The sequence below is a fragment of the Photobacterium sp. GJ3 genome, from assembly GCF_018199995.1.
In the GTDB taxonomy this organism is placed as follows: Bacteria; Pseudomonadota; Gammaproteobacteria; order Enterobacterales; family Vibrionaceae; genus Photobacterium.
Genome location: NZ_CP073579.1, coordinates 555,728 through 568,449, shown reverse-complemented (window position 1 = coordinate 568,449; position 12,722 = coordinate 555,728). Strand labels below are relative to the sequence as shown.

Below are 12,722 nucleotides of genomic sequence, written 5' to 3'. Positions count from 1 at the left end.
GGGGTTATTGGAGGAGGAATGGCTGGTTCCACCATTGCCCTTCGGCTTGCCGAGCAAGGCTTCGCTGTAAGTCTGTTTGAAGCAGGTCCAAGCTTAGTGAATGGTCCGCCAATCTGCCATCTTCATGCCGGTGGTAATTTATATCGGGACATTTCAGATCAACAGTGTCTGCAACTCTTGGAGCAATCCATCGAGACACTACGCGTGTATCCGCACAGTGCCAACATCCGTCCAACAGTCATTGCCGTACCACGCCAGGATCCGGAGCATCCGGAACATCTCATTCCACGTCTCAACCTGCTCAAACAGCGTTATCAGGCGCTCGTGACACAGGATGAATGCAACGCGGTTCTTGGGCACCCTGATGAATATTTTCGTCTGTATTCCCGGGAAGACATGGAACGGCTCGCACAACGGGAACTCCCCGATTACACGATGACTGCCGATGACTGGATGATTCCGGTCGCCCGACACTTAGATCTGAATAACTTCCAATATCCTTTCGTCCTGGTACAGGAATATGGGGTCAGCGTCTTCCGGCTTGCAGCTACCGTTTCTCTGGCGCTGGATGCGCTCGGCAATTGTCAGGTACATACCAGCACACAAGTCACCGATCTGGCGTACTTACCGCAACCGAATCAATGGCGGATCACTTATCAGTCTTTTGATGTAAACAAAGCTGATGTGATCAGCCGTGAGATTGAGGTTGATTATGTCATCAATGCCTGTGGGTATCGTACTGGCACACTGGACAATCTGGCATCGCAACCTCGTCAGCGTCTGGTGGAGTTTAAAGCAGCTTATGTCACCCACTGGCAAGACAGCCAAGCCGACTGGCCCGAAGTTATTTTTCACGGCCAGCGTGGTACGCCTGAAGGCATGGCACAGCTTACTCCCTACCCGGATGGTTATTTCCAGCTCCACGGCATGACACCGGAGATCACGCTGTTTCAGGATGGTCTTGTCCGCAGCACTGCAACAAGTGCACAACCCGAGCTTGGCGAATCTTTCAAAACCAAGCTGAAAAGCGGCTGGCAGCCCCAAGAAGCTGAAGCACGTACTCAGCGTGCAATCGATCATCTGGCTCAATTCATTCCGGCGTATCAGTCCGCTGTGATTGGTGGCCCACCACTCTTTGGTGCCCAACAAATTCCGGGGGATGACCCATCCTTACGCGCCGCAGACGTCTCGTTTGCCGGACAACGTTATGCACGGGCTGAAATAGTCAAGGCATCATCGGCGCTGGCTGCAGCCGAACGAATTCTGGAACAATTGGTCTGCGAAGGGATAATTTCAGAGTCAGCAAGTGGCGCCAGCAATCGCTGGGAAGAACGTTTTTCAATCACACAACAATTGTCACTTGAGGCTATCGTGGAAAAAGCGGAACAATTGGCTGCAGCACGCTGTTTCCCGACAGCACTTGCCCTGCCCGTCGGACAACTCAAAACGCCTGTCACTGACTGAGCGCGTTCATCAAGGCCATTGCTCAGGCAGGGAAGAAAATTGCCAGCCAGATTGTGTCCTCGTCCGGTGAAGTCCAATTGACCCGGTGACGACAATGGGCTGGCAAAAAAATACTCTGACCCGCTTTGAGCTGTACAGGAGGCCGCGCATCATCAAATGCAAGTTCGGTCTGTCCCTGAATCACCATGACCCATTCGTTTTCTTCCTGATCATACCAGTCTCCATCCGGGGTCTGGTGTCCTCTGGACACAATACGTTCCACGCGAACATGGGGGACACAATCAAGTTCTGAAAGCATTCCTCGGGTAAATGGTCCGGGATGTCATCCAGTAAATTCTGAACAGACACCTGATTCATCTTACACTGGTCCATGTGTCACCTCTCGCAGGAAATTACTCGGATTGGTTCTCGGGTAATGCGACTTCAATTTTCTGGTTCAGGACTTCCAGTTCTTGCTGAAGCGCCGATTTCTCAACCTCAGCTTCTGCGACTTTCGACAGCTTCTGCTCGTAGCGATCGCAATCCGCCTGAGACACCCAATTCCAGCTTTTGCCAGACTTAAATTCATCACAGGGTTTCTTAAACTCATCCGCCACTCGACGGGCTTGCTTCAAGTTCGCTTCTGCCTGATTCAGCTGTTTCTGAAGCTCTAATTGCTGCTGATAAAGTGCTTTCGAATTGGACAATACGTTCTGCTGTATTTTCGTCGCTTGCGTCAGGGTCTCAACTTTAGTGTCCAGTTTCTTTTTGCTGACTGCCAGTTGCTGCTTTTGCTGTTTAAGAGAAGCTAACTCCTTTGCATGCTCTTTTTGCAATGTATCCAGCGCAAGCTGCTTTTCTTCCAGAGCCTCCTGAAGTGTTTTCACTTCCAGAGCTTTATCAGTCTGGAACGATTCCAACGTTTCCAAGCGCTCGCTCAGGCTTTGAATCTGCTCAACCTGCTCGGCATTCTGTACTCTCAGGGTTTGCAGTTCTGCCGAATGAGGCTGTTGTCGGATATAACCAATTGATGACGCCAGGACAGCGCCTGCAATGACCCCTGCAACCAACGCCACCTTCCAGTTCGACATCAAAACCATTCCATACTCCTAACAGGACAAGCAATCATAAACCGGCAAAGCCTAACATACTCGCTTTCATGGATGTCAGAACAATTTCAATATTATAATCAATTGATTCTATGATGCTCAATTCAGCGCATCTCACCCATCAAACCTTCATTTTACCCGTGATATTCACTTGTTCTACCCCGGCTCGCAAAAGACTATCTATCAGGAGATCACTCGCAATTCCGTTGACAGACTCTGCACCGATATCATGTAAGCCTTCAGGCCAGCCGCATTCCTGCAGCCTGTTCTCTATCCTGCACTGCAACCACAGAAATTTCACTTATGGTGCTTTTGACTGATTTGAAATGATTCAAAGGACATCACGCATGAAATACTCTGTTTTAGCGTTTCTGATTACACTGACATTATCGCCAGTGACTCAAGCAACACCGGAATTCAGTGTTATGAAAGCCACGTCACTCAGTGGCTCAGAACCAGAATTTGACCTGCCCAAAGGCAGAACACTCTCAGACTATTGGGTCAGCGAAAAGCTGGATGGGATCCGAGCTCACTGGACAGGCAAACAACTGCTGACACGGTCTGGTCACCCCATCGCTGCGCCGCTCTGGTTTACCGAATCCCTTCCTGGTTTCCCGCTGGAAGGCGAGCTTTGGGCTGGCCGGGAAAACTACCCGCTGGTGATGCAGACTGTACTTGATAGGCAGCCGAACGACTCACAATGGCGTCAGATTCAGTTCATGATTTTTGATGCGCCAGCGCATGACGGAACATTTGGAGAACGCCACCAGCATTTCAGCAAACACGTCGCCCAATTGAATCTGCCGCACCTGAAAGTGATCCCTCAACAGAAAGTGGATACCGCGCTGGCACTGGACACCCTGCTGTCTGAAGTGGAAAAACGCGGCGGTGAAGGGCTGATGTTGCACTGGGATGCACAACGTTACCAGCACGGTAAAACGGATGGCGTCCTCAAGTTAAAACGTTTCGAAGATGCCGAAGCCATGGTCATGGGCTATGAACCAGGCAAAGGTAAATATCGGGGCATGATGGGGGCAATCTGGGTCAAAATGGCGGGTCATCCTCCGTTTAAAATCGGATCGGGTTTCACGGATGCGGATCGCCTGTCTCCCCCGGCAGTCGGCAGCCGAATCACCTTCAGACACAACGGGTATACAAGCAATCAGATTCCAAGATTTGCCCGATTCCTGAGAGTCCGTCCGGATGGAATTTAACAAAACACAAGTGTAAAAAAGGCCTGATGTCTCAGGCCTTTGTGCATTCCGTCAAATCAAAGCAATTATTGCATTTTAAAGATTTGATTCGCTTCCAGATGAGTCATCCGGCGAATTGAACGCCACACATAATAGAAAATTCCAAACATCATCAGCATGGATGGAATTGCAATCATCGGGTAACTCAGCAGCGTCATCTCACCGAGCTCTTCATTAAAAGCTTCTGAGCCTGCCGGGCTGGTGACAATCGTGGTCGCAAGCACATAATTCATCACGGCAGAAAACGCAAAAGTACTGGCAAACAGATAATTAGACTGCGTCAGACACTTGTTGAATTCAGCCTGCTTATCATGCTTGTTCAGGTGCTCTTTAATCAGATCAAGATTCAGGACCGTGTCATTAAAGATCATTTTCGTGACAATCGGATAACGGGTAAAGGTAGAACCAAACACAACCAGACCAATTAAGCCAGGGATCAGGGCTTCTTTAATGGCAAGCCACTGCGTATCCAGCTCAAGTAAACCAATTCCCCCGGTGAGCAAAACACTGATAAAGCCCAACAACGAGATAAAATTGAATTTCTTATGTTTGAGGAGTTCATATCCCCCGAGAACGACCGGGAAAGCCAACGCAAGGACAAGTGCATTCACCGGACCAAGATAGTCCTGACCACTCAGTTTCATCAGAACAACTGAGGGCACAATCACGTTAAAGATAAGATCGGTAAGCGGGTTCGATTTTTTTTCAGTCATATTGAATCAAGTACATTTCAGAATCGTCACATTGTTCCGCCATTTCCCCGCAATGTAAAGGCGAAACAGGTTACAAGGTATATTCCGGCCCGGGAAATGAGACAACCTCCCACTCTCTGCCTGTAGTGCCACCCTTGACTTTTCAGTCAGAACGGCACATGTTCTAGGTGGTGAATCCCCTGCTCCACAGAATGACTAAACTTCTCATGTAAAAGATATTTATCATTAAAAATTGAAAAGGATGTTCCTATGTTGGATCGCAATAAAACCGCACTTGTCATTGTCGATGTACAGGGAAAGCTGGCGACGCTTATGGAGGACGCTGAAACCTTATTCAGCAATCTGTCTGTCATGACCCAAGGTGCAAAAGCATTAGGGCTGCCGATTCTCTGGCTGGAACAGTTACCCGACAAACTTGGCCCGACCATTCCGCAAGTTGCTGATCACCTGACCGATCTTTCCCCCATTGCCAAAAACTGTTTCAGTGGCTGCCAATCTCCGGCCTTCATGGATGCTCTGAAATCATCAGGCTGCCATCATGTTTTGCTGGTCGGGATTGAAGCGCATATCTGTGTCTACCAGACAGCGATGGATTTACTGGACAAAGATTTTCATGTGGAAGTGGTCGCAGATGCTGTTTCTTCCCGGATTGGCAACAATAAAACCATTGCGCTGAACCGCATGTCACAAGCCGGTGTCACGCTCACCAGCACAGAGATGGTGCTCTTTGAACTTCAGAAAATCGCCTCAGGCGACAGCTTCAAAACCATCTTAAACCTGATTAAGTAGCCCCGCTTTCGCGTAACAAATGCTTCACAGAAGCATTGATTCACGGGTCAATGCAGGCTATCTTATTTTCATAAGAAAAATAAGATAGCCAATGCGCCATCTCCCTTCACATTCGGAAAACGGCCCATGTACGCAATTACCCATACCAGCGTGTTCAATGGCAGCACGATTGAAAAAGACCAAGCCATTCTGATTGACGGCGATACCATCAGTGCAATCCTACCCATGTCCGTTGCCGAGCAATCCCAGATCATCCCGGCAGATACACTGGATGGTTCCGGGCTTCTGGCCACAGCGGGTTTCATTGATATTCAATTGAATGGTTGCGGCGGTGTCCTGCTGAATACAGACATCTCTCAGTCCACCTTAGACACCATGAATGCAACCAATCTGCGTTTTGGAACAACGCATTACTTACCGACTTTTATTACCAGCCAGTCTGAGTCTCTTTCTGAAGTCATCGCCTTAGCGGAGAGCATTCACGAACCCGCCAATCAAGGCATTTTAGGGTTGCATCTGGAAGGGCCATTTATCAACAGGCAAAAGAAAGGGGCACATCAGGAAGACTGTATCCGGGAGCTTGATGAACAAACTGCACATTTTCTTGCGTCGCATGCCGACCGCATCAAAGTCATTACCCTCGCCCCGGAGCAATGTGACCAAGCCGTAATCGATATCCTGACACAAGCAGGGATCATTGTTTCTATGGGTCATACCAATGCCAGATACGCCGATCTGATGGCCAAAAACGGCATTCAGATGGCAACGCACCTCTTTAATGCAATGAGCCCGCTCGATTCGCGGGAACCCGGTGCGGTCGGTTATGTGTTCGACCAGAAACCTTTTGCGGGCATTATTGTGGATGGCATTCATGTCGACTATGCGGCGGTGCGAATTGCGCATCAGTTATTAGGAGAGCAACTGTTCATGGTCACAGATGCAGTGACGCCAGCCGGAACCGATCTGACTGAATACAACATGGCGGGGACACCGGCTTTCGTCACCGATGGGAAATGTCATTATGCAGATGGCACCATTGCTGGTGCTGCGTTGACCATGATTGAAGGCGTCCGAAACCTGATTCAGCATGTGGGGCTCAGTCTGGAAGAAGCGTTACGGATGGCCAGTCTGTACCCGGCGAAAGCTTTGGGTATTGATCAAAGCTATGGTGTGCTCCAACCCGGTTACAAAGCCAACCTGACTTTACTTACCGATACACTTGACGTGGCAGCCACCGTTCAAATGGGTCAGCGTCACCCGTTCTCACACCGCTAAACGCACTTCTTTTCCCCAAAAACCAATCAGGGCCGTCTAAAACGGCCCTGAATCAAATGCATTTCTGTTTCTGTCATGTCCCGTTAAGCGCGCGCAGCCTCAAGACGACTCAATTGAAACTCACGAAGTTTAAAGTAACCATAAGTCGCAACAATCGAGAAGAACAAATAAGACAGTGCGAACACGAATGGTGAATGAATCACCTGATTCTCAAGGCCCCACATCACGCCAAACACAGTCACTCCCAATTTGGCCATTAATCCGGTCAGTAACAGCAAAAAAGCCATTTGCGGGTATTGCGTTGAACGAAAAGCCAGCCAGTAAGCTGTACCCACAGCCAAAGAAGCAACGCCAAAACCAGCCATAAACGAATGGAAATGCTCACCCGAAAACACACCAGCAATGACTGAAATCAGAAGAATGAACAAGAATTTCATCAACACCTCACTGAAACATCCAAGAACAACATCACATGCCAATTATTAGGCTGGCCTCTTCATTACCCGGTATTGTTTCAGCTTTTCTGGCGAATTTATAGTCAACTTTCATGCAAAATATGTTGCTAAATTGTTTCAAATTCATACATTTACATTTTGAAACATGATAAATCAATGACAGATAAGCTTTTCTGGACAAAAGTTAAAAAAAGGTTAACAAGACTTAATTCAGACAAAAATCATCCGAATGGACACTTTTGAAAAATAATATTTACTCTTTGAGTCAAAGCCGCCGCAAGAGTCAAAGAGTTATGTTGCTGAGGCTATGAATTACGGGATGAAATACTGAACTAGTCACGAAGACAGAAGAGTTCTCAATTTTGTGAAGCCCGATTCATCATCACGATAACGATTGGAAAGTCTTGTCCAGGCTTCAATACACTGAAACTGAGATATTGCTCTTAGCTTTTGTCGATGTTTATGACTTTAACTTGCAAATCTCTATAATTTCCTGAAATCCCAAATAAATACTCAACGTATCGGATCACAAGATGACGACCATTCTTGATGCAGTCGATCTGCGAACACAGCTTGTTGGAGAAAATCGCCTGGAGCTGCTGATTTTCAGACTCCACTCAGCGCAACTGTTTGCAATTAATGTCTTCAAGATACGCGAAGTCGTGAAGCAGCCTCATTTACACTCCTTGCCGGGTAGCCATCCCAGTGTGTGCGGTGTGGCAACAATTCGCAGACAGTCGATCCCGATTATTGATTTACGGCAGGCGATTGGAGTCCGGGCAACGGACGAAAACAGTGAAACCAATCTGATCATTACTGAATACAACCGAAGTGTTCAGGGGTTTCTGGTTGGACAGGTACTGAACATTACCAATCTAACCTGGCAAGATATTCAGCCACCACCGCAGCATGCCGGGAAAAACAATTACCTAACGGCCATTACCCGTGTCAAACGGGATAATCATGAACGGCTGGTCAGCATTGTGGATGTCGAAAAAGTGCTGGCCGAAATTGTGTCTTACAATACCGAAATCTCAGACGCTGTTTTGGATCAGACACTGGTCAGTCAGCTATATGGACAGAAAGTACTGATCGTGGATGATTCATCAACCGCGCGCGCTCAGATCCGCGATACCCTGTCACAATTGGGCCTTGAAGTGATTGAAGCAACCAATGGCCGGCAAGCCCTGGAGTTACTGAAATCCTGGTGCGGTGAAGGCAAAGATGTCTATCAGGAAATTCTGATGATGTTCACGGACGCAGAAATGCCAGAAATGGACGGTTACCGCCTCACGCATGAAATTCGTCAGGACAAGCGGATGAATGAATTGTTTATCGCGCTGAATACATCACTGAGTGGCAGCTTTAATCAGGCCATGGTCGAAAAAGTTGGCTGTGATCGCTTTATTTCCAAATTCCAGCCCGATCTGCTGGTTGAAGTGGTACAAGACAGATTGAGAGAGAGCCTGCAGTCCTCCGAACCACGCTGAATGCAGGCATTTCTCATTGAACGCTGGGCGTTAACAGTAAATTAAACTCAAGTGAAGTACGGTCACCTTAAAAAGAAAGACAAAGTGGGAATCAGGGGCCAGTAGGCCCCCGTGACGCAATGATCGTCTGCTCGGATTCACTGATATTCGCATGCTCCGTATGCTGCCATGTTTCATGGTTCACTCCCTTTATCTGCATCAGATAATTCATTGAAGATGTCGACTTATCCCCTTAATCGCCAACTGCAAAGTAAATAACACCATGATTGCAATCGGAATCAGACAACTGCTGAGTGTAAAACGCGTGGTCGTATTCATCGCCAGCTCCTACTTCGATTGAGCCGTCTGGACCGGACCTTGCTGGCTGCGCAAAGTCACCCGGCGGTCAAAAAAGTCATACTCGCCCGTTTCGTCAACCTGCAGTGGCTCTTCTTCACCATACGCAATTGTCACAATCTGAACAGAATTCACCCCGCGTGATTCAAGATAATCCCGGACACGATTCGCTCGCTCTTCTGACAACGACAGGTTTCGCTCTGTGTCGCCGCGACGGTCCGCATAGCCGGACAGCTCCCAGTTCACTTCGGGTGACTGCTTCATTAATTCAGCGATTTCATCCAGCTGGGACTGAAAATGAGGCTCTATCTTTGCAGAACCTGTACGGAAGTGGACATTCATTGCCAGCGCTAAATCCCGTTGTTGCTGTGTGACTCGCAAACTTGCAAGCTCCTGCTGCAACGCACTGTAGCTCTCCTGAAGCGGTTCCAATTCTGCGTTGCGAGCGTTGAGGTGGTTGATCGTTTCTGTCTGACGGTCTAATTGGGCTTGCTGCGAACCGATATATCCGTCCTGACCGACGGCTGTCCCGACAATACCGCCCACTATGGCACCAATCACCGCACCGACAGGCCCCCGACAATCACGCCCATTGTTGCACCGGACCCCATTCCGACCCATTGCTCCTGCTGAATCGGAGCCTGAGCATCTGCTGAAGCTGCATGAGCCTGACCCGAACCTGCTACCATTGCCGCAGCGACCACCAGAGACAGCGCATGTTTTTTCATCATCGTTTTCATCAATCTTTCCTTCATGTGTGTTTGAGTATTCAACGAGGCCACCCTGTGCATAGCTGCCGTGGTGTGCCGATGAGTGAATTAAACCAAGAAGTTCTGGCTTCAGACGGGACGAAAAAAGGCAATGTGCGGATGAATTGTGGCAAAAAAATGGCAATTGCATCTGAGCATGCATTTGCACTTTTTTAGCCTGTGAGTTGCGGTATAGTCTGCATTATTCACAATGAAGAACGAAGTAACAGATGAAGCAAATCGCAATTGTTGAAGATGAAACAGCCATCCGGGAAAACTACACCGATGTCCTGAAAAAACATGGCTACGGTGTGCAGGGCTATGCTGACCGGTTGCAGGCTCAGGCTGCATTTGATGTAAAACTTCCGGATCTGGCCATTATTGATATCGGACTCGGACATGAAATTGACGGCGGATTTACGCTGTGCCAGTCTTTGCGGGCCATGTCTCCCACTTTACCAATCATTTTTCTGACTGCCCGCGACAGCGACTTTGACACCGTGTGTGGCTTAAGAATGGGGGCCGATGATTACCTGACGAAAGACATCAGCCTGCCACACCTGGTTGCAAGGATTGCGGCATTGTTCCGTCGCAGCGAGCTCCTTTCAGTCCCAAGTTCAGCCGAAACATTACTCCGCCGGGATGCATTAACGATCGATCAGAATAAAATGCAGATTTTCTGGCAGGAACAACGCATTGATTTGACCGTCACAGAATTCTGGATGGTGTATGCACTCGCCAAACGTCCGGGACATGTTCGCAGCCGGCAAGATTTGATGGACGATGCCAGAGTCGTTGTTGATGACAGCACCATTACCTCGCACGTCAAGCGTATCCGCAAAAAATTCCTGCAGCATGACCCTGATTTTGACCAGATCCACACAGTCTACGGTATGGGATATCGATGGGGCGTCTGATGCAGCGATTTAAGATTGGCCTGCGCGTCAAAATCATCATCATCGCCAGTTTGTTACTCACATTGCCATGGTTTGGCTATCGGTTTGTACTTGAAATGGAAAAGTTACTCCGTCAGGGTCAGGAACAGACCCTGATCGGCACAGCCAGAGCCATCGCAACCGCACTCAACGAGCGTCCTGCGCTCTTCAGTCAGCAAGCCAGTATGCAGCCCCAAATGCAGCAAGGCAGGGATCTCTACATTTATGATTTACCCCCGACAATCGAAGTCGATGGCCAGTTCGCAGACTGGCCGGAAGATCTGCCCACCAAAATGCAGTATTACGGTCAGCCTTTTGTCTTGTTCAGCAAACGTCCAGATCTTCGCACAGAACACGGGTTTTATTTGATTCTCGGCAGTGCACAACAACACATTTATGGCGCGCTGAAAGTCAACGATGGACATCTCATTACACGCCGCTCAGGCAGCTTGCGTGCCGACCGGAATGACCATCTGACCCTCTCACTCACCACACCGGATGGCACGTTTGAGCGATATCTGATTGCGCTGGAAAGCAATGGGCAAACCTCGGTCTGGCAAATCACAGATGAGCTGGACTCACCAGATTTGTACTCCCCTTCTGCACTGATTCAGGCCCGATGGCAGCCGAGCAATACAGGCTATGACCTTGAATTCAGTGTCCCTTCTGACCATCTGGGCCAGAAACTGGCCATTGCCGTCCATCAGGTTGATCAGGCAACAAGCCGGGATGTTGAGCGGGTCATCGCAACGTCAAACCCAAAATCAGAACGAACTTTAGGCACCGTGTTACTGCCTTCACCGGAAATCGAGCGCATTGTTCAAGGGATGGGACACAGCAGCTCACGGATCTGGGTGTTGGATCGGCATCAGCGGGTACTGGCACAGTCTGGTGACATCCGCCATTCGGATGGTGTCTGGGCGACATCCATCCGTTACGATGAAACATCTGAAGGGGTTCAGTCCTGGATTGAAGAACACGTGCTCCGGCCGTTGTACTATACCTTTTTGCTGGATAAACCAGAGCCGTTTGATGATCAGCCCCCCAATCCGGCCAGGCTTCAGGGAGTCCACATTGATCAGGCATTACATGGCCGGGGGTATGCGCACTGGCGTCCTTCTTCTGACGGCAAAGCCATGATTCTGTCCGCCGCCTATCCTATCTGGCTGCAGAATCAGGTGATGGGGGCAGTCGTCGTTGAAGAATCCACCGCTGGGGTCCAGACCCTCAAAAACCGAGCACTGGAGCAGCTGTTCAATGTGCTGCTGATTATCATCCTGATTGCTGCTGTGATTCTGTTTCTGTTTGCATCCAGTCTGTCGAATCGCATTCGCCAGCTCCGGGATCAGGCTGAACAATCGATTGATGCGCAGGGCCGGATTCGGGAAGCGATTGCATCGTCCGCCTCCAGAGATGAGATCGGGGACTTATCCCGCAGCCTTGCAGACATGGTGAGCCGACTCAGCCAGTACAACCACTATCTTGAGAATTTATCCTCCCGCCTTTCCCATGAGTTGAGAACCCCCGTTGCCGTCGTCCGTTCTTCACTGGATAACCTGGCCATGGTTCAACACGATGAAGACTCGCAGCGATATATCGACCGGGCTCAGGAAGGTATCCGACGATTAGGCACGATCTTGTCCAGCATGACGGAAGCCACCCGGATTGAGCAAAGCTTACAAGGGGCTGATCGGGAGCAATTTGCATTGGATGAACTTATCCGGGGCTGTATTCAAGGCTATCAACTCGCCTTTCCAGATTATGAATTCCGAGTGAAAACAACAGATTCAACGCTGATGATGCACGGGGCACCTGATTTTCTGGCTCAGCTGCTGGATAAACTGATTGCGAATGCGACAGAGTTTAGTGAACCCGGGAACCCGATTGAAGTGACATTGTCACAAAATCAGGCGCATGCACAGCTCTCAATCAGTAATCTGGGGCCTTTACTGCCCGAGAATATGACCAATCAGTTGCTTCATTCTATGGTTTCTGTACGAAATCAAGCGCACCAAACCAAGCCCCATCTTGGATTAGGGCTCTATATCGCCCGGCTGATTGTGGAGTATCACCATGGACAGATCCAAATCGACAACCGGGATGACCGGCAAGGGGTCACGGTGAGCATCACGTTACCGCTTGGTCCCATCCACAGTCACTAGGCCTCAGAGCAGC

At 49.2% G+C, this 12,722-nt stretch carries 13 protein-coding genes; 7 read left to right on the top strand and 6 right to left on the bottom strand.

All coding sequences use genetic code 11. The features are described 5' to 3' along the window. The first annotated feature begins 18 nt into the window (after window positions 1-18). A complete protein-coding gene (locus KDD30_RS19400; protein ID WP_249199426.1) occupies window positions 19-1,464 on the top strand; it encodes an FAD-dependent oxidoreductase in 1,446 nt (481 codons plus the stop codon). Window positions 1,465-1,486: 22 nt separating this feature from the next. Here the strand turns inward: KDD30_RS19400 and KDD30_RS19395 are convergent, their stop codons facing one another. Next, window positions 1,487-1,714 (bottom strand): cupin domain-containing protein, encoded by a 228-nt coding sequence (locus KDD30_RS19395; protein ID WP_371826119.1) that lies wholly within the window; start codon window positions 1,712-1,714, stop codon window positions 1,487-1,489. A 142-nt stretch (window positions 1,715-1,856) separates the two neighbouring features. Beyond that, window positions 1,857-2,534 (bottom strand): chromosome segregation ATPase, encoded by a 678-nt coding sequence (locus KDD30_RS19390; protein ID WP_211651618.1) that lies wholly within the window; start codon window positions 2,532-2,534, stop codon window positions 1,857-1,859. A gap of 365 nt (window positions 2,535-2,899) precedes the next feature. Here KDD30_RS19390 and KDD30_RS19385 point away from each other — a divergent pair, with 365 nt between their 5' ends. After that, window positions 2,900-3,766, top strand: a complete 867-nt coding sequence (locus KDD30_RS19385; protein ID WP_211651617.1) for a DNA ligase — start codon at window positions 2,900-2,902, stop codon at window positions 3,764-3,766. A gap of 65 nt (window positions 3,767-3,831) precedes the next feature. Here the strand turns inward: KDD30_RS19385 and KDD30_RS19380 are convergent, their stop codons facing one another. Next, the gene (locus tag KDD30_RS19380) at window positions 3,832-4,518 is read right to left on the bottom strand and encodes a VC0807 family protein (RefSeq protein ID WP_211651616.1); all 687 of its coding nucleotides are present in this window, start codon (window positions 4,516-4,518) and stop codon (window positions 3,832-3,834) included. A 249-nt stretch (window positions 4,519-4,767) separates the two neighbouring features. Between KDD30_RS19380 and KDD30_RS19375 the strand changes: the two genes are divergently transcribed. Continuing rightward, window positions 4,768-5,307 carry a hydrolase gene (locus KDD30_RS19375; protein WP_211651615.1) on the top strand — a complete coding sequence of 180 codons (540 nt, stop codon included), beginning with the start codon at window positions 4,768-4,770 and terminating at the stop codon, window positions 5,305-5,307. 126 nt (window positions 5,308-5,433) lie between these two features. Beyond that, on the top strand, window positions 5,434-6,582 hold the full coding sequence (nagA, locus tag KDD30_RS19370; protein ID WP_211651614.1) for an N-acetylglucosamine-6-phosphate deacetylase: 1,149 nt from the start codon (window positions 5,434-5,436) through the stop codon (window positions 6,580-6,582). 83 nt (window positions 6,583-6,665) lie between these two features. Here the strand turns inward: nagA and KDD30_RS19365 are convergent, their stop codons facing one another. Continuing rightward, window positions 6,666-7,019: an NADH:ubiquinone oxidoreductase gene (locus KDD30_RS19365; protein ID WP_211651613.1), complete on the bottom strand. Its 354-nt coding sequence runs from the start codon at window positions 7,017-7,019 to the stop codon at window positions 6,666-6,668. A 551-nt stretch (window positions 7,020-7,570) separates the two neighbouring features. On the opposite strand from KDD30_RS19365, the gene KDD30_RS19360 reads away from it, so the two are divergent. After that, window positions 7,571-8,527, top strand: a complete 957-nt coding sequence (locus tag KDD30_RS19360; protein ID WP_211651612.1) for a chemotaxis protein CheV — start codon at window positions 7,571-7,573, stop codon at window positions 8,525-8,527. A 327-nt stretch (window positions 8,528-8,854) separates the two neighbouring features. Here KDD30_RS19360 and pdsO read toward each other — a convergent pair whose 3' ends face one another. After that, on the bottom strand, window positions 8,855-9,424 hold the full coding sequence (gene pdsO, locus KDD30_RS19355; RefSeq protein WP_249199425.1) for a sortase-associated OmpA-like protein PdsO: 570 nt from the start codon (window positions 9,422-9,424) through the stop codon (window positions 8,855-8,857). After that, window positions 9,421-9,603, bottom strand: a complete 183-nt coding sequence (locus tag KDD30_RS24620) for a hypothetical protein (RefSeq protein WP_249199424.1) — start codon at window positions 9,601-9,603, stop codon at window positions 9,421-9,423. The genes pdsO and KDD30_RS24620 overlap by 4 nt, the downstream gene beginning before the upstream one ends. Before the next feature lie 239 nt (window positions 9,604-9,842). Between KDD30_RS24620 and pdsR the strand changes: the two genes are divergently transcribed. Then, window positions 9,843-10,529 carry a proteobacterial dedicated sortase system response regulator gene (pdsR, locus tag KDD30_RS19350; protein ID WP_211651611.1) on the top strand — a complete coding sequence of 229 codons (687 nt, stop codon included), beginning with the start codon at window positions 9,843-9,845 and terminating at the stop codon, window positions 10,527-10,529. Then, on the top strand, window positions 10,529-12,709 hold the full coding sequence (gene pdsS / locus KDD30_RS19345; protein ID WP_249199423.1) for a proteobacterial dedicated sortase system histidine kinase: 2,181 nt from the start codon (window positions 10,529-10,531) through the stop codon (window positions 12,707-12,709). Before pdsR ends, pdsS begins: the two co-directional genes overlap by 1 nt. The last annotated feature ends 13 nt before the right edge of the window (window positions 12,710-12,722 follow it).